Raw genomic sequence first — 19083 nt, 5'->3', positions numbered from 1 at the left:
TGGGGATGACCAGCATCCCGGAAGCGAAAAAAGAGGCATCGATGAGTTTACATTGGGTCAGTAAGGATGCGAGGGCAAGGCTTATAGAATTAATGCTTTCAACAAGGAGCATTATTGAGCTATCAAGGGACTTAGGTATCTCGCCGACAGCTATAAGGAAATACTTGAAGAGGGAGGCCTATCCCAGTGATGAAGTCCTTCAAAGAGCGGTGGAAAAGCTGGCGCCTTATGAGGTGGATGAGGCAATGAGGATAATAATCACAGACTTGCTGGAGTCGCTTAGAGGCCTCTACAACTCTGTTAATGAGAAACATAAGGAATATATAAGGGAGTACTTGAGAAACATTACTCTTTAAAGGATGAACAGGTTTGGGTAGAAAACCTTTTTTAGCCAGCGGTAAAATACTTGGAGACTACTCTGTTTTAATTAAATACTTTGAAATATGCATGTCTAAAGGCGGTGAGTGCATGGATCTGTTTCCTTCACGGGAGGTACTGGATGACATTAAAGAGATGGCTGAGAATAAAGGGCACTCTTATCTAGAGGTTTTAGAAGAAATCCGTGCAAGAATAGAGGATAAGATCGACTGTGATATAGCTGTGGAAGCATATAAGATGGTTCACGGTATAAGTGTATCCTGTGAGGACGCCAGGATGGAGCTTCTGAAAGAAATAGTTGCATGGTATCTAGAGGCAGCTGAAACACTAGGACTCATCAAGCTCAAGGAATCATGGAAGCCATAGTGATATATATGTTAACAGTTAACACGCTGATAGATGTCCTGGGAAGACTTGAGAAGATGCTTAGACAGGAATACGGCGAGGTAAGCCTTAAGGAGATCAGAGAGAGCAAGGGCAAGTTTCAAGTATACATTGGGATACGTAATAGATACCTTGGCTCCTTAACTATAAAAGTTTTAATCAGTAAGGATTGTAGTAGAATACGGGTTTACACGGGTAGGACAGGCTTAGACTTGAGGATCAAGCGGTTTCTACTTAGAGAGCTTCCATGTATACAGGGTGATATGCGTAATGAGGCAACCACATAAGAAAAGAATCCAGGTAGCAGTATCGATACTGAGCGAGGCGGCAAAGAGAGTTAACGAGCTTGATAGAAGAGCCCTTGTCGACTACTTGAGGAAGACGTATGAAAAAACTGGATTAAGCCCGATCAGAGGGAAGACTCTGCCCCCTGACATATATGACAAGGAGCTTACAACACTCTATGTAATCGGTAAATATGGACTGGGGCTTGCCCAGGATTACCCATACATGTTCTCGAAGATTTTCTACGTAGAGGAAAACCTGGATATGGCGCTGGATCTAATACTCCAAGGCGATATCGAGGGAGCTAGAGAGAAAATAAAATCAGTGTCCCCCACAGGCGTGGTCGATGGTAACATGATTGCAAGACTGTTAAGAATACCTCTAACAAAATTCATATTTGGATTCATGAGCGAGGATGAATTCACGAAGATACTGCATACAGTATATAATGCATTCCCGGAGGAGGAAAAGACAGTTAAAAGCTATGTTAAATTCTTCATAGGTTTAAAACTAGCTGAGGCAATATACAGGGGCGAGATAAGATCCCGCGAGTACAAGGAGGCATTTAAGAGGGCTCTTGCAATCAGGATCGGCTTTCCTAAAACCACGCCAAGCGACGAATATGTTAGAGCTATAGCCGAAGCCGTCTTCAACATGTCCAAGAAAGAATTAAGCAGAGTACTCAGAGTTGAGGAAGGAGAGAAAGATGCGGGGAAGGAAGAAGATAAGTGAACACGTGTAGTCTTTAACCAGTCCAGTGTTGCAGACTATTTACTCCTGGCTGAAACCGGTTCTACATGTCACCCCCTGCCTCCTGCACTCAGTCTCTATTAGTTCCATGATCCGCCTTCTCTCTCTACGGGTTTTCTCAATGTAATTATACAATGGGTGCGCGGGTGTATTCATGAATGATTTCACATGAAGTATATCGTAATATAGTATTATGTTTAGTTTCTTAGCTATCTCCACCACGCTTTTCACAGTATCGGGATCACTGTTGATGCCTGGGATAATTGGCCCGTAGAAAATCCATGAGGCAATGTTTTCCTCGACTAGTTTTTCAAGTGCTTTTAAACGGGCATTTGGAGGTGGTGCATGTGGCTCTATCTGTATGGAGACCCTGTAATCAAGGGTGGTTATCGTGAATCCCACATCAACTAGATCTCTATGTGTTACCAGGAGGTCCATGTCTCTTAAAACCAGGGGATTCTTTGTCTGGATACTTGCATGGAAACCATGTCTTAATAATACTTCTAGTGAACGCCGCGTTAGCTTATACACGGCTTCAACGGGTTGATATGCATCTGTCACCGTGCCAATACCGACAACGCCCCTTGGGTACTTAACCACCTCCCTCCTTAATACGTCGACTATATTCTCTTTCACTAGGATTATCCTCCCCCAGTTGCTGCCTACGTCTCTATTCCTCGTATATAATCTCGCATAGCAGTAGATACAGGCATGTGAACAACCGATATAAGGGTTTAAAGCATAGTCCAGCCCCGGCAACCCGCTCCTCGACAGGGCTGTCTCACACCTTGTCTTCATTACTTTAAACTCCTGGAACAACTCAGGTATCCCTCGAGAAGAAGTCTCTAATACTCCTCGTCTTCACAATCCTCTGAAGCAGCCTGGAGGAATTGTACCATTTAGTAGCCCCGAGCCTGGTTACTTTATCCAGTAGATCGAAGACCTCCTTTAACTCGCTGGTCTTTAAGACTGGTTCATGCCTGTACATCTCTCTAATTGACTCCCTGACGAACCAGACACCCAATGGTAGATTGAAACCTGGATATATCTCCCTAAGTAGTATCGCTGTAGCCTGTCTTCTCATCCTTGAAAGATGCTCGAGTGTTGCAAGCATGCTTGCATAGTAGCATCCACCAATACCTGGATAAGTTGTCCTCCCGTGATAGTCCTCATAGTCTCCCTCAACAACCACGTCCAGGGCTCCAGGGTTCCATGTGGAGCCTGGCCACCAGGCCTCCATCCATTCATAACTCCACTTAGCTGGGTAGAGTACTGCTATGAATAAGTTATCATAGTGCCTAAGCATGTATACCTCTACCTCGTTGATGACGTCATATTTTTTCACCTCCCTAAGCAGCTCCCTGGATATCATGCTATCAACAGCAGTGATGCTCCACCTTGTAGGCACTAGTCTCCTCTGGTTTTTAACACCTAGTGCTCCGGCACTGAGTATCTTCTGTATATGGGACACCGGTATACTTGACTTATAGAGGTAGACTACTGCATCATAGGCTGGTAAATCCGTGTCATTAAACGCCTTCTCAACAGGCCTAGGCACAGAGGGGTTGCCTAATACCTGTAGCCTTACTATTGGCGCCCTAGGACCCTGCGGCGGCTCTTCTTCGCTGAGATGTAATATTGGACGCGGTGGTTTAGCTAGCTCTACCCTAATATCCACAGGTCTACTGCTCAGGGTCATGAGTCTTGTCTCCTCAACTATCCTATCGTATGGCTTTCTTACATCTATACTGGTGTATCCTGTTACAAGGCTCCATCTATATTCGAGGATATCCTCTATTCTCCTTCCAAGCCATGATTCAGGGTAATCATACACTAATACGTCATTGTTTGGAGGGGCAGCGCTTGGGCCTGCCCTAACATATGGATAACCATATCTCCCAACAAATATTGAGGGCGGGGTGGAACCCTCTATCACGCGTTGACCGGTGATCCCTGATAGCTTAATGGATGCTCTAGCCTTAGCTATAACAGGGCAGTAAGATAACCCGCAGAAGCCCCGGCCCCGGCATGTAGAACAGATCCTGGGATTAAAGCTTATCATAACTTGCTCCTGTCACCCTATATGTAATTAATTATAATTAAACTTACCACACCTTAATTTAAATTATTCACCCGAATGAAACCATCTCTATCTAGCCAGGGCGCTATATGCTGGTTTAACCAGCTGGCTTACCACTAATTCAGGGATATTGAAGAAAGGAGAGAAGAAAAGAAGAAATAGGATGGTATGGGGCTTAAATATCTAGCTCCTCTAGCAACTGCTTCCTGTTAACTATTTCACGCTTCTTCTTGAAGAGCCTGGTGCTGAAGTATCTGGCAGCGTAGTCTGGTAGTATTGTTACAACCTTGTCGCCGTTTCTCAGGTTATGGGCTTGTGCGAGCTTTATAGCTGCTACAACATTTGCTCCACTGCTTATTCCAACTGGGAGGCCTTCTAGCCTGGCTATCCTCCTAGCCATTTGTATTGCTTCATCACTATTCACGGTTACAAAGTCATCGAGTAGGTGCTTATTCCTCATAACTATATCGGGTATGAAGCCGTCGCCAACTCCCTCTATTTCATGTCTTCCCCAGGGACCCGGCTTACCAGTCTTAAACCACTCTGCTGCAACCGGGCATTCAGCTGGTTCAGCACCCGCCACTATGATGTCGTGGCACTCCTCTTTAAGCCTCTTCGCTATACCTATTAAAGTACCCCCGGTTCCAACCTCGGCTACAAAGGCCTTGGGACACCCTATTTGATCAAGTATCTCTTTACCCGTTGTCTCGTAATGGGCCTGTATATTGGCTTCATCTCCCCATTGATCGAATAAGTAATATTTATCAGGGTTCTCGGCTACAAGCTTTCTAGCTATTTCTAATGCATTACCGGCATCGGCTTCACCGCCTGGTGTGAAGTAGAATTCGGCTCCGAACAACTTCATCAACATGAATCTCTCGGCACTCATCTCCTCTGGTATTACTATTAAAACCTTGAAGCCAAGCACGCTTGCAAGGGCTGAGAAAGCTATACCTGTGTTACCTGTCGTGGGAACAACTATTGTCATACCTGGCTTCAATTCTCCTTTCTCAACGGCTTTTCTCAGCATGTATAATGCCATCCTATCTTTCACACTGCCTGTTGGATTGGTAAACTCCATCTTACCCCATACTTCGGCCTTGAAGCCCTGTGGCAGTATCCTTGAGAGCCGTATTATTGGTGTGCCCCCTATACACTCGGTTATATCCCTACATACCTTCATGCATATACCCTCCTTCAGTATATATCTTACTAAAGTGGGAGCCCGTATTTAAATCATTATTACAGTTTAGAATCGTAAAAATTTATTACCCACGGGTTCTTAGAAAATAAAGTAACTAATGGGGGTGTAGAGTATATTCGACATATATCGTCCACAGGACCTTAGCGACGCCCTGCAATTCCTTGACAAATACTCGCCGGATGCAAAGCCCCTGGCAGGTGGCACAGAACTACTAGTATTGATAAGAGACCGGAAAATACCTGTGCCAAAATACCTAGTGGATCTCTCCCCTCTGAGGAGAAACCTCTCCTATGTAGTAGTGGAGAATGGCGTGGTGAGAATAGGGGCTCTTACAACACTATGGGAGATCAGTAAGAGTATACTGCACCAGGATATAAGATATGCCGGGTTCATAGATGCATTCAGAAAATTTGGTACCATGGCAATAAGGTTTAACGCCACGATAGGCGGTAACATCGCATCGGCCACACAGTACAGTGATTACATAACGCTCCTACTCGTCTACGATGCCGAGCTGAGGCTTGAAAGCGTGAACGGCGTGAGAAAGGTTAGACTGGAGGAATTCCTTGTCGATAAAAGAAAGACTATTCTCATGCCGAACGAGATTATCACGGAGATATCATTCAAGGAGCCACCGTCTAGAACCAGTAATGCATTCATAAAGTTTGATAGAAGGGAGCTACTTATAGCCGGCATAGTCACCGGCGCCTTCTATTTAACAGAGGAGGAAGGACGGATAAGGGAAGCCAGAATAGCCTTCGACATGGTTGGTGAGCACAGGATACCTGGAAGGGCCAGGAGCACTGAGAAATGTATAACTGGGAGAAGTATAAGCGAGGAAACCTTCATGGAGGCGGAACAATGCCTTGAGAAGGAGATGAAGAGGATTAGTGATTGGTGGGCTACCAGTGAATACAGGCTTGAAATGTCTAAGGCTATTTTAAGGAAGGGTCTGCGCCTCGTACACAATAGAATCCTAAACGGGGTGATGTAGGTTGGCGAGGATCGTTAAAGTTAGGTTGGAGGTTAATGGCAGAGAATACATAGTTGACGTACCTCCTCATGAGAGATTAATTGATACACTAAGGTATAGACTAGGTTATACAAGTGTTAAAGAGGGATGTGGTAGAGGGGAATGCGGAACATGCATAGTCCTCGTGAACGGGTTACCGAGGCATTCATGCCTCACACTAACATCCACGCTTGATGGAGCCAAAATAACGACTGTGGAAGGCCTGGCTCCCGAGGGCAAGTTGCACGCTATTCAAGTAGCATTCATCGAGACCAGGGGCATGCAATGCGGCTTCTGCACACCGGGCTTCATAATGATGACTAAGGCGTTACTCGACCATAATCCAAACCCAAGCTATGACGAAATAAAGGAGTGGCTTAGTAGCACATTGTGCAGGTGTGGGAGCTACCACTACTACTTTGCAGCAGCCAAGCTTGCAGCCAAGTACATCAATGAGGGCAAGATCTACTTCGATGAAAAACAGGTGAGAGAAAAGTATCATTTAAAAGTTGTCTAGTAGGTGGTTCGCATGAGTAAGCCCGAGTATGTTGAAATAGTTGAAAAGATATTCAATGAAACAAGGGGCAAGCCTACAAAGGACTTCAAGTATATAGGTAAGCATGTAGTGAGATGGGACGCCATAAGTAAGGCAACAGGTAAACCGATATTCACGGCGGATCTAATTAATCTATTAAAGAACCCTGTATTCGTTTACAGTGTTAGATCCAAGTACGCGCATGCATTAATCAAGGGCATCGATGTATCAGAGGCATCCAGCTACCCGGGTGTTATAAAAGTTATAACATCCAGGGATATACCGGGCATAAATGATGTGGGCTATGTACTACCGGATCAACCACTTATAGCCGATAGGAAGGTAAGGTATATAGGGGATACCGTAGCGCTAATAGTGGCTGAAAGCCTTGAGAACGCTAGAGATGCTGGGGAAAGAGTCCACGTGGACTACGAGCCATTAGAAGTATACCTGGACCCGTTGCAGATAATTGAATGGAATGGATTAAAGGAGAAGCCTCATACGTTAATACATGATGAACGCGGAAGCGACGTATTAACAAGATACAAGATCAGGGTTGGAGACGTAGAGAAAGCATTCAGGGAGGCCAGCGTCATAGTTGAGAACGAGTATAGGACACCTATGCAGGAGCACGCCTATCTTGAGCCAGAGGTAGCCATAGCAATACCAGAGCCTGATGGAGGAGTTACAATATATGCTAAGACACAATGCCCCTTCGATACAAGGAAAGCTGTTTCAAACGTATTAGGACTGCCATTCAACATGGTAAGAGTCATAGCTCCAGCACTGGGAGGCGGTTTCGGCGGCGCAGAAGACGTGGGCAACGAGATAGCCGCTAAAGCCGCGTTAGCGGCTCTATACACGAAGAGGCCAGCGGTTGTATTACATACAAGGGAAGAATCCATAATAGGACACACGAAGAGGCATCCGATTATCGCTAGATATAAGCATGCAGCCAGGAGAGATGGAACATTACTCGGCGTCGAGGCCGAGATAATACTGGATAAGGGAGCATATGCTAGCCTCGGCCCATTTGTCGCATGGAGGGCGATAGTGCATAGCACCGGGCCCTACAGGGTTCCCAACGCGAAAATAGATCTCGCCGCGGTGTACACTAATAAAGTTCCCGGAGGAGCGTTCAGAGGCTTCGGTAACCCACAGGTAACATTCGCTGTTGAAAGGCAGATGGATATACTTGCTGAGGAACTAGGCTTGGATCCAGTTGAGATAAGACTTAGGAACGCATTGAGACCAGGTGATAGAACGGTTCATGGACAATTACTGGACCACGGCGTTGGACTAGTGGATGTCATCAAGAAAGCAGTTGAATTAAGCGGGTGGTATGAGAAGAGGAAACTGTACTCCGAGGCCAAGGGTACTATTAGGCGTGGAATAGGCATAGCTGTATTCTACCATGGAAACAGTATTGGCGCAGAGGGAGCCGACTACTCGTCCGTAACACTAATCATACAGAGAGATGGAAGCATAATATTTAGAACAGGGTTAACCGATATGGGTCAAGGCTCTATTCAGGGCTTAATCAATATAGCTGCTGAAATACTAGGTGTCCCACCAAGCTACTTCAAAGTAGAGTTACCGGATACAGCATCAACACCTGATGCAGGGCCCACGGTTGCATCTAGGAGCACTGCGATGGGCGGTAATGCAACACTTGTGGCGGCATATAAGCTAAGAAAAAGGCTCAATGAGCTAGCCTCCTCCATGCTTGGATGCAGTAGCCCTGATGACGTTGTGATAGATGCTCCAAAGGTTTATTGCAGAGATGATCCAGAACACTACATAACATGGAGAGAACTAGTGGAGCAATCTTTCTGGAAAGGTGTTCCACTGCAAGAATTCGGTTACTATAGGGCTCCACCGGCAGAGTGGCATGAGGAGACAGGTACCGGCCAACCCTACTTCACGTATACATTTGGTGCCATAGTGAGTGATGTGGAGGTAGACCTCGAAACAGGAGTTGTGAGAGTTAAGGACGCTGTAACAGTATATGATATTGGGAGGGTAATTAATCGGACTGGTGCAGAGCACCACGGTGTTGGAGGATATATCCAGGGTATGGGATACGCCCTAATGGAGGATACGTATTATAGCCCTGAAGGACACGTCTACAATACAAACCTATCGACATACCATATACCCACAGGCCTGGATATTCCAGAGAGAATACTAGTAGACTTCGTGGAGGCAGGATATATCAGGGGGCCCTTTGGAGCCAAGGGGCTTGGAGAACCCTCTATAGTTGGCATAGCCCCAAGCATCGCCAATGCTGTAGCACATGCATTAGGGAGTAAAGACGCGAACAGGGATGTAAACAGAATACCATTAACCCCAGACACGGTGTTCAGCATCATAAAGAAGCATGGATTAAGTAAGAGGTAATAGGTTTTAACCATATTCTTCTTTTTCCCTTATACTACTTTCCCTCCCTCTCCTTTAAGTAGATTCAATGCCGTAGTATAGGCTTCAGCAATCCATGGTCTGGTACAAGGTATATACCGCTAGGCCTTTCCTCTATTTTATTATTTATGGCGAGGTAGCTGCCTGTATCCAGCTCCGAGTATACTTCCCGCATGGATTCAAGGATCACTTCCTCACCATTATTAAGTAAGCCGATATATCTCGATGGTATGGCATGATCTATTATTGACTCAACCACGCGTACTAGTCCAGTGTACTCTGATATATTCAAGACTGGGTCTATGCATCCATGGACTCCTCTGGAGTAGATAACTGGTCTAAGATTCACGTGGATTCCCAGTATATTTAGGTGTAGAAGAGTGTTCTTTTTAAACCATAGATATTCAGCGAGGCTTATTCCGCCTCTATGCTTTTCCCAGTACTCGTCTACAAGCACCCATTCATCAACCCGTTTAAGCACTCCTCTATTAACGAGGTCCTCGAGGTCTTTGGTGAAGTCTTCTCTAACCCCATATATCGCGATATCAATGTCATTGTATTTACCGAGGATCCTTGAGGACCCTGTGACATATATGTCATTTTCTCTCACGCCTAGAGCATCTGAGATTATTTCCGCGACTACTTGTTGAATACTGTTGAGCCTATTTAGGAACACAGTACTTTTCGACACCGGTATCACGGGAACCCTGGACTTAATGCACTCCCAGTCCACGGTATTAATGTATCTCTCTAGGTGCCATCCGGGTATTTTTCCGGAGATATAAAGATCGTACCTAGGGTAAGCTACGATCATTCCTTCAGGGTGTTGGAAACCCTTGGCGATATATACTACTCCATTATACTCCCATAACTCGCCTTCAAGCATCCTCAAGAGAGTGACCCCACCTAGTGCCAATCCGCTATGTGGGTATGCTCCCCGAATACTATGGCGCAACTCCTATATATTTTCACCAGCACCTCCCGCGAAAGAATGCTGTTTGGATCACCATACTTATATTCACCATATCCTAGCAACAGTATTTTACTAGTGTATGGCAACAATAATACAGGATCATGGCTCGTTACCACGAGTAATTTCCTGCTTGAAAGCTTACCAATGATTTCAGCCAGCGCCCCCCTCCCCTCAGGATCTATATTGGAGAGAGGTTCATCCATTAATATTATCTCTGAATCTACTGAGAGAGCTCTAGCCACTAGTGCTCTCTGGAGCTGCCCACCACTTAATTCACTGATCTTCTTACCCCATGAATCCCTGGGCAATCCAACCATTTCCAGTGCTGACTCGATTCTCCTCTTTACAGTATGGCTGGATCTAAATGACATACCTCCTTCGTAAGCCCTAATATAGCTTTCCATGAACTCCCAGAGCGTTATCGGTGCATCTCTCGGTATATGGAATCTTTGAGGGACGTAGGATATTGTTTCACGTAATCCTTCCCCTGGATTCTTCAGCTCTGTATCCCTGATTCTAACCACTCCTTTTACGGGTTTTATTAAGCCTAGGATGGTGAGGAGTAGTGTTGTTTTGCCAGCTCCATTGGGGCCTATAACCTGTATTAGTCCAGGACCCTTGAACACAGCGTTTAAATTGTTCAGTACCAGGGTGTGTCCTCTCTTCACGGTTAAATCTATTAACTCTATAATCATGTTGAATCCCTTGTGCACAAAATGTTTATAAGTCCTTAAATAGATTTGTGCACAAGGTGTGAAGCCATGGGACACGCATTGATCCCGGTAATCACCGTGTTAAGTCTACTGATTTCACAAGGGTTATTGGTTTCTCTTCAAACCACTAGCGGAGTATACGTTGTTACTGTTTTCCCTAACCTGGTAAGCGACATTAAACTCCTATTGTGCGATGGCGATGTAGTCGATTATATTATTCCCCCCGGCGTAGATCCCCATGAGTACCAGTTAACCATTAGTGACTACCAGAAACTAAAGAGGGCGTCAATAATAGTTTCAACAGGACATACTGGTGCAGAAGTAGAGATAGAGAACCTTGTGGAGAAAGGCGAGTTGAATGCGACGCTTATCAATATACTTGAGATCCCTGGAATCAGGATTACCATTAACCCCTCTAGTGGGCAGGCCAACCTCCACATGCCTATTTACGATCCATTAAACTATATCCTCTTCGTTGAAAACCTGACAAGCACACTAGCGAAAGCCAACCCCTTGAAAGCCGATTGCTACAGTGATAAAGCCTTAAAACTGGTAAACTCCCTCGTATCCCTAGTTAATAAGATGATGGGCAAATACCGTGGCATGTCCACTATAATAGACCTCCCTGAAATACAGTATGCCGTGGAATGGATGGGGTTCCAGGTAGTTAAATCACTTGTTCCAGAGCATGAGGTACAACCATCTCCTCAAGATATAGCGTCTGTCGAGGGCTTTATGAAGAGTGGGAGCATCCCGTTGGTGTTTATAACATCGCCAGCCGCCTCTAGTGAAAGTAATGCATTGATCGAGTTATCTAAAAAATATAATGTAACCATAATAGAGGTTCCGTCGCCGCTAGTAAACGGCTCCATACCTGATAAACTATACTATATAAGTTCTCAAGTAAGCAGTGTGAACATTAATGAAGCCGGAAAGCCTTATACGAAACTAGAGGAGCCATCTCATCTAGCACCTGATCCCCTCTCCATAATACTCTATGTAGTTATAGGTGTCATAATAGGTTTAGCGCTGTCTAGGTGGGTTTACAGATGATCTCCAGTACCAGAAGAAGATCGAGTTCCCTGTTAGCATGTATTATAGTATCCATAATTTTCCTAGTGTCCCTAGTGGATTCCTCCAGGGTTATAGGAGTGGATAGAGTTATAGCATACTGGTTGACGGGGCTATCGCTTAGCCTAGTCGGCTTGCTAGCCTATTATAAGGGATTAGAGTTCCTTGTCTCAGGCTCCATACATAATAGCTTTCTAGCGGCTACCCTCGGCTACCTCTTTGCATTGATATTCGGGGTGAGCATATATTATTCAGCGATACCGGTTGGATTGATGTTAACATATCTCGCCGGATACTTAATTCACAGGGGAATAGATCCCAACAAGGTATCCTCTTTCATGGTTTCATTCTCATCATCGATGGGTGTTCTACTAGCATACTATGTGTTAACAATGTTCCCTACACAGTATAGTCTATCCAGTATAATGCTAGGGGATCCTGTTCTAATGAGCAGACAAGACGTCCTAGTGGCTACCATTATTTCAATAATTGTAGTTGCCGCGGTTATTTTAATGTACGACAAGATAATTTTATTAAGCATAGATCCCGTGTCAGCCAGGATAGCTGGTGTGAGGATGGGCTTCTACGATTTCATCACTTACACTCTAATCGGTTTAGCCACGATAGGGCTACTACATATCAGTGGTTACATAATGGAGCATGTAATGATACTTCTCCCAGCAATAGTGGGTGCAAGAATCTCTAGAAGCAGTAAGGAGCATTTATTATTAACACTACTAGTGTCAACAACGTCTACGATGCTCGGATACGTAGCTGCAGTGAACTATGGATTAAGCCCTGTAGGTGTAAGTGGTTTTATCCTTGTTATTGCTTTTCTATATGTGGCGCTTACAGGGTGGGGAAGGTAGATGAGCGGGAATTCGAAGAAGAGGTTTGGTGTGAGCGTGCCCTACCATGTGGCTGAGAAGCTGGATAATCTCGCCGGGTTATTCCACTGTGATAGATCTACTATAGTATCGAATGCCTTAAACGAGTACATACATGAGAATCTTCACGAGAATGGGGAGCACAAGTGCCGTGGTGTAATAGTTGTTTACTCACGGAGCCCGCTGCCCTCCTCTATTATTTCGAGATACGGCTCTGTTATTATATCGTATAGTGTTCATAGGATGGGGGATGGATTTATAATAGTGATAATAGTTGAGGGGTCTTCTAAACTAATAAGCGAGTTGAGAAGGCTTGTTTCATCAAGCTCCAAGATCCAGAGGTATCTCCCATTAGATGATTCGAACGTGTTAAGCCAGTAAATTAAATGAGCCAGGTATGAACCGTGCCCGAGGCATTAGTGTTTAAACCCGTGAAAGGATACTGGTTCACTTTTTTCACTATTGACGAGCTGAAGCGTTCAAGCGGATGTGTTGAAACCACACTGGATCTAGGTTTATCAACTATGGTTGTCTGCGTAGGGAACAATAAATTGTTACTTAGCGAGGGCATCGAGGCAGATATTAGGGAGTTAGAGCCAAGCGAGCATGATAGGGTTGTACTACTAGAGGAAACCGGGAAAATATATGAGGTAGCACTCCATACTGAAACAGGGTTCTATAAGTTGAAGGCGACAGGTAAAACTACGGCACCAACGCTCGAAATAAACGGCATCCACATGCATAGAGTACAGGACACCGATCCGTGGCGTGACACAATCTCGAAGATACGGGCAGCTAGGGTTACAAACGGCCTAAACATCCTTGACACGTGTATGGGGTTGGGTTATACAGCTATAGCTTCTCTGAGGAGAGGGGCTGGTAACATCTATACCTTTGAGATAGATGAGAATGTTGTGTGGATAGCTGAGAGGAATCCATGGAGCAGGGAGTTATCCAGTGATAGAATAAGGATTAATATAATGGATGTAGTTGAAGGCGTCTCCTCGCTGGAGTCAGAGTATTTTCATAGAGTAATACATGATCCACCTAGATTCACAAGGAGCACTGGTAACCTATATAGTCTCGACTTCTACAAGGAACTATACAGGGTGCTCAGGCATGGAGGTATTTTATTCCATTATACTGGTGAGCCGAGACGGCATGGGGCACCAAGTATTCTCAAAGGAATAAAGAATAGGTTGATGGAAGCCGGGTTCACCAACGTATATTATGATGCAAAGGCTCAAGGCTTCATTGGCTTCAAGAAGTAGTTATTCAAGGAGTTTTTCAAGAGGCTTGGATTCACCTGGCCTGAGCCTTCCAAACTTCTTCTTTACTAGTTCCACCAGCCATGGCGATAAACCATATACTCCATTCCTATGGTACAATATCCCCTCTCTGACTAATTCTGCTAGTACGCGTCTCACCTCTACTTCGATAAGTGCATCCTCTGTTTCTGGGAAGAGATCTCTATCTCCTTCCCTGATCTTCTTTTTCACTTCTTCACGTATATCTAATACTGCTATTATATCGCCTGCACTTATATGTCTTAGAAAGTAGTTTACAATAATCCTCTCAAGCCTGGTGAGGCTTCTAAGCCTGTTAATACCCTTATTAATGTCCGTGCCACTGTCGCCCTGGATACTCAAAGATACCCACCTATCAGTAATACCATGTATTATAGTAATAGTGCTCTGGGACCATAAAACTATTATTCCTTCTAGCCCTGCAGAAACCCTTGAACAAGCATTTATCGCATCTAGGTGGGTTATCCCTTAGGCATATCCTCCTACCCATCAGCCAAAAATAGTCATCCAGGGTGGCCGGATCTATACCTGCCTCACTGGATATAGCCTCATATCCTCGTCTAATAACCATCCTCAATAATATGTCTTCTTCACGTGAGACCTCCCTCTGCTCCCTTATCTTAACCCATAGATTGCCTGAAACCATCACTATTCCAAGCCTATACGCTATCCTTGATAAATGATTGTCAACCGGGATCCCTGGTTTATCGAGAGGCGTGAATATCCTCCTTTTGGCCAGGAATTTCGCGAGTAATAATGACTTCTTCTCAACGGGGTCTTCATAGGCTCTGAAAACCCTTAGGAGATCTATGAATCCAGGCTCCATTAGAGAGCCGTAGAGCCTCCCTCTTGATGCCTCTATGATCCTCGTAACCCTGCCCTCGTATAGTTTAGAGATTTTCAACCCCAAATCCCTTAGAAGAATAGTTCTAGCCTCTATGTCCGGTGGCCTTGCACCACCTATGCTGAGCCAGGATTCAACTTCCTCGATTCTCACCTGTGCTAAGCGCACTGGATCAAAGAATCCTGGGTCCTCCGAATACTTTTTCATTCCAAGCCTATATAGTAGATCAGCACCATGGTAGAACCCGTCTTCAAGCATGGCCTCATATGGTTTCCCAGGTCTACTCAGCCTGTGATCCATGGCTACCATGACTATAAAGTATCTGAGTATGTTTTCTAGGTTATCGTTACAGGGCGGGTAGAATTTTGTATCGCAGAGATCCAATGTGTCAAGCCTCTCAATATTGTTTCTTAAGACTCTCGAAACCCTCTCTATTATTGATGTGTCTAATCCTATAACCTCCATAATACTCACCTTTATTCTATCTAGGGTTTCATGCTAGTTTAATTTATCTTTAAACTAGGAGTAGGAGAAAAGAATATTGAGGGATAGTACTATGTCCGCTGACAGTGTTAAAAAACGCTTGGAAGACGGGAAAATACTTGTTGGATTTATACGTGAGCCGATATTAGCAGGGGATTTTATCGCGGTGAATGGCGGATTCTCTGTAAAGATTGCGACCGGGAAAACCATAGTGCTTCATGGTAGGGGTAAGGTGTGGTTGTTAACTGGTGAAACATGCATCGCTATAAGTGAAAAAGGAGCTATAATAATTGATCACCTATATTGCGAGAAAGCCCTACTCATAGGTATCCAATACCCGGTTATCGCACGTTACGTGAAGACTCTAGAGGCTTATACACGTAGGGTACATATTGGGGAACTCAACTCCGGTAAATGGGTGGCGTCGTCGATGAGCAACGTGGATAAGGTAAGCGTTGCCACCGCTCTATTTATGGATCCTCATTCCCATATCTCGGAGATAGAGTATATGGATTCGATACATTATGGGTATTAAAAACATATATGGTTGCTTTGATTACCATGGTTAAGGCGCTCGTTTAATCTTGTGACGAGGTTAGACTACTCGAAACCTTTATCCTGGCTACAACTATCTTCTCCCTCAATAATACTAAACTATTATATAGCTGGTAGATTACCCCAGGAGTTATATTATCACCTGGCTTCAGCCTCTGTAGGACTCCTTCAAGTTGATCAATGATATCTATAGCGTCCTCCAGTAGATCGATTATTTCATGGGTTGACATATCTCAATCCATCCTCATATGATTTCTTGAGAAGCCTCTTGTTTACATCTACAAGGTGCCCTCTCAACGTTTTCTCAATAGCCCACTCGATATCGTTTAACTCAATGTATTTAGATAACTGCTTATCTACGGCTAGGGTGAATCCCAGGAGGGCTATATTTGATGAAACAACCGAGCCACTTACCTCTATGCTGGCTTTATTTGCATCGTAGAGGTAGTAAGTCAAGCCCTTACTAGATATTGCGGCTAGGATTGTATCTCTAGAAGGATATTTAACTAATGGGGGAGGCCATAGGAAATCGTTTACTACTAGTGTTGCCCCCTTATTCGCGTATACTAGGCTCCGGGCTCCCTCAAGCAATTCCAGTGATATAATTGTATCAGCGCCTCCTACCGGTATAATCGGGCTTTCACCTTCACCTATTCTCACATGCACTATAACGCTACCGCCTCTCTGGCTCATACCATGTACTTCCGCGATGCTGACGTCTACGCCGGCATGCATGCATCCCAGCCCTATTAACCTGCCAAGCGTTATTATACCCTGACCCCCTACACCGGATAACACTAGATTAAACCTGGTCTTCATACTGCATCACCAGAGCCTCTCCCACTCAGGGCTCGGCGTGTTTTTAACAGTTATCGCTTTATAGGGGCAGATAGATGCACATAGTCCACAACCGTTGCAGAGCTCCTCTAGTATAATGGGCTTCTTCGATCCTGCTGGCACTATTATAGCTGGACAGGCCGTTAAGTTCACGCATGCCATACACCCGGTGCACTTGTCTTCAATGATGGTATAAATGGGTAGTACTACCTGCTTCCTTCTAGCATCCCTCGCGACTTCGAGAGCGCATCTCATACGTGAAACTATTGCTATTCGCTCACCCTTCAAGTACTCTTTGAAAGCCTGTGTAAGTAATTCTATTGATTCTTTAACTCTTAATGGATTAATAATAATAGTTTTAAACCCTGCCTGCTCTAATATCTTCTCCGGGAGTATAGCCGTTGTCCGCAGCCCCATTGCTGTTATCCCAGTACCTGGATGTGGCTGATGCCCAGTCATAGCTGTTGTCGAGTTATCGAGTATTAATGGTATGACCTTAGAGTCATTGTAAACTATGTTTAATACCGGGGGTATACCGGCGTGGAAGAATGTAGAGTCTCCTATAACAGCTATCACTGTATTCTCTAATACTTTTCCGAATCCATGGGCTATGCCCAGGCTCCCACCCATCTCGAAGCACGTCATCTGTGTTTCAAATGGTTTTTGATACCCTAGTGTATAACACCCGATATCGCCGGTGAACACGGTATTTCTTATACCAGCCCTGTTAAGGGCTGTTTTAACTATGTAATAGGTACTTCTATGAGGACACCCGGCACAAAGCACTGGGGGACGTGGTGGAATCGGAGGCTCGGTTTTCACCTCCCCAATACTCTGCCATGGAGGCAGGGTTTCCCTACCAATGAATTTAGCTACCGGCTCGAAGATCCTATCTATCGAGAGCTCTCCGTTTTCGGGTATCATGTTTTTACCATATATCTTTACGCTTAAACCCTCATCAACAGCTATGTCTTTCACCTGGGTCTCTACCACAGGATCGAGTTCCTCGATGACCAGTACTTCTTTTGCATCCTTTAAAACTGTAGCGATAGGTGCTGGTGGAAGGGGGACTGGTAGGGAGACCTTGATTAATGTCACATCGTTTAAGGCGTCGAGTAGTCTGAGAGCTTCCTCGGCATGAGAGTAGCTAATCCCGCTTGCAATAACTACTTTACTCCTACCTGGATTCCACACGCGTATAAATGGTTCCCTCCCCTCATTACGCCTTATAGCCTCCCATATCTTCATCATCCTAATCTTCTGCTTCCTCGCGTTAGCTGGTACAAGCACCCATCTCTCATAGTTTTTATCGAAAACTCCTTTACACTTTTTCTCTGATGGTATATCACCGCTTAATTCAACTGGTTGCCTTGTGTGACTTACCCTTGTAGTGGTTCTAAGAATAACCGGGTGCTCGTATCTACTGCTTAGCTCAAATGCCTCCTTGGTTAAATAATATGAGTCCCTCGCGCTACTAGGTTCAATAACTGGTATATGGGCTAGTAACCCGTACCACCTATTATCCTGCTCGTTTTGACTGCTATGCTCACCTGGATCATCAGCCGAAACCACTACGAAGCCTTCTTTAACACCTGAGTAAGCACTACTCATCAATATATCTGCCGCCACATTAACGCCCACATGCTTCATGGCTGTAATGCTTCTAACCCCAGTTATCGCTGCCGCGTACGCTGTTTCAAATGCCACCTTCTCATTTATACTCCATTCGACATATATCCCGCATTTACCGGCTACCTCGCTTAAAGTCTCTATTATCTCCGTGGATGGTGTTCCAGGATATGCTGTTGCTACACATATTCCTGCCTCAAGTGCTGCTCTAGCTACTGCTTCATTCCCCATTAACAATACTTTTTCACCCTTTCCCGCAAGCATGTGACTCATATCCTACACCATTATCTTATGTATGGTATGTACGAGTATATATACTATAAACTACATATATTCTCATGCGTGACCGTTCACTCGAGAGTGGTAGGTTGGGGCAGTTTATGGTTATTCATGGCTGCCCCCGGGTTCATTACAGTCTCCGCCCACCCCCTCACCGTGGTTCAGCCACGGTTCTCGGAAATAGGCGGTCACCGATAATAAGCTTGTAGCCTCAAGACTTAAAAAAGCCTTCTAGAGTATAGCACACAGCTAGCGCGTACCTCACAGCCCTGAAAGAACTCAGACAACCATAAACAACCCTAAACACCATTTCAGCCCGTTTTTAACCCTATGTAATCCTATGGCAGATTCAAACCCGGTGGAACCAGTGGATTATGTTATAAATGCTGGCTAACCATTGACTGGTGGGATTTAATAATGAAAAAAGTTTATATATTACTATCCCACATAATATAGATC

Annotated in this window: 22 protein-coding genes; 12 read left to right on the top strand and 10 right to left on the bottom strand. The window is 44.8% G+C overall.

The features are described from left to right. Window positions 1–5 precede the first annotated feature (5 nt). From QXV08_RS04865 to QXV08_RS04850, 4 genes are read left to right on the top strand one after another with little or no spacing between them, the layout of a single operon-like run. Window positions 6–356 carry a helix-turn-helix domain-containing protein gene (locus tag QXV08_RS04865; RefSeq protein WP_342785201.1) on the top strand — a complete coding sequence of 117 codons (351 nt, stop codon included), beginning with the start codon at window positions 6–8 and terminating at the stop codon, window positions 354–356. Between the two features lie 13 nt (window positions 357–369). Beyond that, window positions 370–744, top strand: coding sequence for a hypothetical protein (locus QXV08_RS04860; protein WP_342785203.1), 375 nt, complete (start codon window positions 370–372; stop codon window positions 742–744). After that, window positions 732–1049 carry a hypothetical protein gene (locus QXV08_RS04855; protein WP_342785205.1) on the top strand — a complete coding sequence of 106 codons (318 nt, stop codon included), beginning with the start codon at window positions 732–734 and terminating at the stop codon, window positions 1047–1049. Before QXV08_RS04860 ends, QXV08_RS04855 begins: the two co-directional genes overlap by 13 nt. After that, entirely contained in the window at window positions 1033–1779 is a 747-nt protein-coding gene (locus QXV08_RS04850; protein ID WP_342785207.1) for a DUF2192 domain-containing protein, read from the top strand. Before QXV08_RS04855 ends, QXV08_RS04850 begins: the two co-directional genes overlap by 17 nt. Window positions 1780–1818: 39 nt before the next feature. Here the strand turns inward: QXV08_RS04850 and QXV08_RS04845 are convergent, their stop codons facing one another. From QXV08_RS04845 to QXV08_RS04835, 3 genes are all read right to left on the bottom strand, one after another. Next, window positions 1819–2595, bottom strand: coding sequence for a radical SAM protein (locus QXV08_RS04845; RefSeq protein WP_342785209.1), 777 nt, complete (start codon window positions 2593–2595; stop codon window positions 1819–1821). Window positions 2596–2617: 22 nt separating this feature from the next. Further along, window positions 2618–3859, bottom strand: a complete 1242-nt coding sequence (locus tag QXV08_RS04840) for an Nre family DNA repair protein (protein ID WP_342785211.1) — start codon at window positions 3857–3859, stop codon at window positions 2618–2620. A gap of 193 nt (window positions 3860–4052) precedes the next feature. Further along, window positions 4053–5060 carry a PLP-dependent cysteine synthase family protein gene (locus tag QXV08_RS04835; protein WP_342785213.1) on the bottom strand — a complete coding sequence of 336 codons (1008 nt, stop codon included), beginning with the start codon at window positions 5058–5060 and terminating at the stop codon, window positions 4053–4055. Window positions 5061–5193: 133 nt separating this feature from the next. Between QXV08_RS04835 and QXV08_RS04830 the strand changes: the two genes are divergently transcribed. The 3 genes from QXV08_RS04830 to QXV08_RS04820 are packed head-to-tail and all read left to right on the top strand — an operon-like array spanning window position 5194 to window position 9028. After that, on the top strand, window positions 5194–6075 hold the full coding sequence (locus QXV08_RS04830) for an FAD binding domain-containing protein (protein WP_342788366.1): 882 nt from the start codon (window positions 5194–5196) through the stop codon (window positions 6073–6075). 1 nt (window position 6076) lies between these two features. After that, window positions 6077–6610, top strand: coding sequence for a (2Fe-2S)-binding protein (locus tag QXV08_RS04825; protein ID WP_342785215.1), 534 nt, complete (start codon window positions 6077–6079; stop codon window positions 6608–6610). 12 nt (window positions 6611–6622) lie between these two features. Then, window positions 6623–9028, top strand: a complete 2406-nt coding sequence (locus QXV08_RS04820) for a xanthine dehydrogenase family protein molybdopterin-binding subunit (RefSeq protein ID WP_342785217.1) — start codon at window positions 6623–6625, stop codon at window positions 9026–9028. 64 nt (window positions 9029–9092) lie between these two features. Here QXV08_RS04820 and QXV08_RS04815 read toward each other — a convergent pair whose 3' ends face one another. Continuing rightward, window positions 9093–9932, bottom strand: a complete 840-nt coding sequence (locus QXV08_RS04815; protein WP_342785377.1) for a hypothetical protein — start codon at window positions 9930–9932, stop codon at window positions 9093–9095. A 20-nt stretch (window positions 9933–9952) separates the two neighbouring features. Continuing rightward, window positions 9953–10732 (bottom strand): ATP-binding cassette domain-containing protein, encoded by a 780-nt coding sequence (locus tag QXV08_RS04810; protein ID WP_342788162.1) that lies wholly within the window; start codon window positions 10730–10732, stop codon window positions 9953–9955. Between the two features lie 27 nt (window positions 10733–10759). Between QXV08_RS04810 and QXV08_RS04805 the strand changes: the two genes are divergently transcribed. The 4 genes from QXV08_RS04805 to QXV08_RS04790 are packed head-to-tail and all read left to right on the top strand — an operon-like array spanning window position 10760 to window position 13961. Beyond that, the gene (locus QXV08_RS04805) at window positions 10760–11785 is read left to right on the top strand and encodes a metal ABC transporter solute-binding protein, Zn/Mn family (RefSeq protein WP_342788163.1); all 1026 of its coding nucleotides are present in this window, start codon (window positions 10760–10762) and stop codon (window positions 11783–11785) included. Further along, window positions 11782–12672 (top strand): metal ABC transporter permease, encoded by an 891-nt coding sequence (locus QXV08_RS04800; protein ID WP_342785224.1) that lies wholly within the window; start codon window positions 11782–11784, stop codon window positions 12670–12672. The genes QXV08_RS04805 and QXV08_RS04800 overlap by 4 nt, the downstream gene beginning before the upstream one ends. Then, window positions 12673–13071 carry a CopG family transcriptional regulator gene (locus tag QXV08_RS04795; protein ID WP_342785226.1) on the top strand — a complete coding sequence of 133 codons (399 nt, stop codon included), beginning with the start codon at window positions 12673–12675 and terminating at the stop codon, window positions 13069–13071. 23 nt (window positions 13072–13094) lie between these two features. Continuing rightward, window positions 13095–13961, top strand: coding sequence for a methyltransferase (locus QXV08_RS04790; RefSeq protein WP_342785228.1), 867 nt, complete (start codon window positions 13095–13097; stop codon window positions 13959–13961). On the opposite strand, the gene QXV08_RS04785 is transcribed toward QXV08_RS04790, so the two are convergent. Both QXV08_RS04785 and QXV08_RS04780 read right to left on the bottom strand, forming a co-directional pair. Further along, window positions 13962–14339: a DUF6995 domain-containing protein gene (locus tag QXV08_RS04785; RefSeq protein WP_342785230.1), complete on the bottom strand. Its 378-nt coding sequence runs from the start codon at window positions 14337–14339 to the stop codon at window positions 13962–13964. 13 nt (window positions 14340–14352) lie between these two features. Next, entirely contained in the window at window positions 14353–15306 is a 954-nt protein-coding gene (locus tag QXV08_RS04780) for an iron-sulfur cluster loop (protein ID WP_342785232.1), read from the bottom strand. A gap of 91 nt (window positions 15307–15397) precedes the next feature. Here QXV08_RS04780 and QXV08_RS04775 point away from each other — a divergent pair, with 91 nt between their 5' ends. Beyond that, window positions 15398–15859, top strand: coding sequence for a hypothetical protein (locus QXV08_RS04775; RefSeq protein ID WP_342785234.1), 462 nt, complete (start codon window positions 15398–15400; stop codon window positions 15857–15859). Window positions 15860–15902: 43 nt separating this feature from the next. Here QXV08_RS04775 and QXV08_RS04770 read toward each other — a convergent pair whose 3' ends face one another. Genes QXV08_RS04770 through iorA form a run of 3 tightly spaced genes read right to left on the bottom strand, consistent with a single transcriptional unit; the run spans window position 15903 to window position 18618 of the window. Then, window positions 15903–16109, bottom strand: coding sequence for a hypothetical protein (locus tag QXV08_RS04770; RefSeq protein ID WP_342785235.1), 207 nt, complete (start codon window positions 16107–16109; stop codon window positions 15903–15905). Then, window positions 16096–16698, bottom strand: coding sequence for an indolepyruvate oxidoreductase subunit beta (locus tag QXV08_RS04765; protein WP_342785237.1), 603 nt, complete (start codon window positions 16696–16698; stop codon window positions 16096–16098). The genes QXV08_RS04770 and QXV08_RS04765 overlap by 14 nt, the downstream gene beginning before the upstream one ends. Before the next feature lie 6 nt (window positions 16699–16704). Further along, entirely contained in the window at window positions 16705–18618 is a 1914-nt protein-coding gene (gene iorA, locus QXV08_RS04760; protein WP_342785239.1) for an indolepyruvate ferredoxin oxidoreductase subunit alpha, read from the bottom strand. Window positions 18619–19083 lie beyond the last annotated feature (465 nt).

It is taken from the genome of Desulfurococcus sp. (assembly GCF_038881575.1).
Taxonomy (GTDB): Archaea; Thermoproteota; Thermoprotei_A; order Sulfolobales; family Desulfurococcaceae; genus Desulfurococcus.
This window is presented reverse-complemented; position numbering and strand designations above follow the sequence as displayed.

Excerpts from the sequence above, each read along its gene's own strand:
- QXV08_RS04835 (WP_342785213.1), bottom strand. The coding sequence starts at position 5,060 with ATGAAGGTATGTAGGGATATAACCGAGTGTATAGGGGGCACACCAATA.
- QXV08_RS04765 (WP_342785237.1), bottom strand. The coding sequence starts at position 16,698 with ATGAAGACCAGGTTTAATCTAGTGTTATCCGGTGTAGGGGGTCAGGGT.
- QXV08_RS04865 (WP_342785201.1), top strand. The coding sequence starts at position 6 with ATGACCAGCATCCCGGAAGCGAAAAAAGAGGCATCGATGAGTTTACAT.
- iorA (WP_342785239.1), bottom strand. The coding sequence starts at position 18,618 with ATGAGTCACATGCTTGCGGGAAAGGGTGAAAAAGTATTGTTAATGGGG.
- QXV08_RS04820 (WP_342785217.1), top strand. The coding sequence starts at position 6,623 with ATGAGTAAGCCCGAGTATGTTGAAATAGTTGAAAAGATATTCAATGAA.
- QXV08_RS04770 (WP_342785235.1), bottom strand. The coding sequence starts at position 16,109 with ATGTCAACCCATGAAATAATCGATCTACTGGAGGACGCTATAGATATC.
- QXV08_RS04780 (WP_342785232.1), bottom strand. The coding sequence starts at position 15,306 with ATGGAGGTTATAGGATTAGACACATCAATAATAGAGAGGGTTTCGAGA.
- QXV08_RS04850 (WP_342785207.1), top strand. The coding sequence starts at position 1,033 with ATGAGGCAACCACATAAGAAAAGAATCCAGGTAGCAGTATCGATACTG.
- QXV08_RS04845 (WP_342785209.1), bottom strand. The coding sequence starts at position 2,595 with ATGAAGACAAGGTGTGAGACAGCCCTGTCGAGGAGCGGGTTGCCGGGG.
- QXV08_RS04795 (WP_342785226.1), top strand. The coding sequence starts at position 12,673 with ATGAGCGGGAATTCGAAGAAGAGGTTTGGTGTGAGCGTGCCCTACCAT.
- QXV08_RS04840 (WP_342785211.1), bottom strand. The coding sequence starts at position 3,859 with ATGATAAGCTTTAATCCCAGGATCTGTTCTACATGCCGGGGCCGGGGC.
- QXV08_RS04775 (WP_342785234.1), top strand. The coding sequence starts at position 15,398 with ATGTCCGCTGACAGTGTTAAAAAACGCTTGGAAGACGGGAAAATACTT.
- QXV08_RS04800 (WP_342785224.1), top strand. The coding sequence starts at position 11,782 with ATGATCTCCAGTACCAGAAGAAGATCGAGTTCCCTGTTAGCATGTATT.
- QXV08_RS04815 (WP_342785377.1), bottom strand. The coding sequence starts at position 9,932 with ATGCTTGAAGGCGAGTTATGGGAGTATAATGGAGTAGTATATATCGCC.
- QXV08_RS04855 (WP_342785205.1), top strand. The coding sequence starts at position 732 with ATGGAAGCCATAGTGATATATATGTTAACAGTTAACACGCTGATAGAT.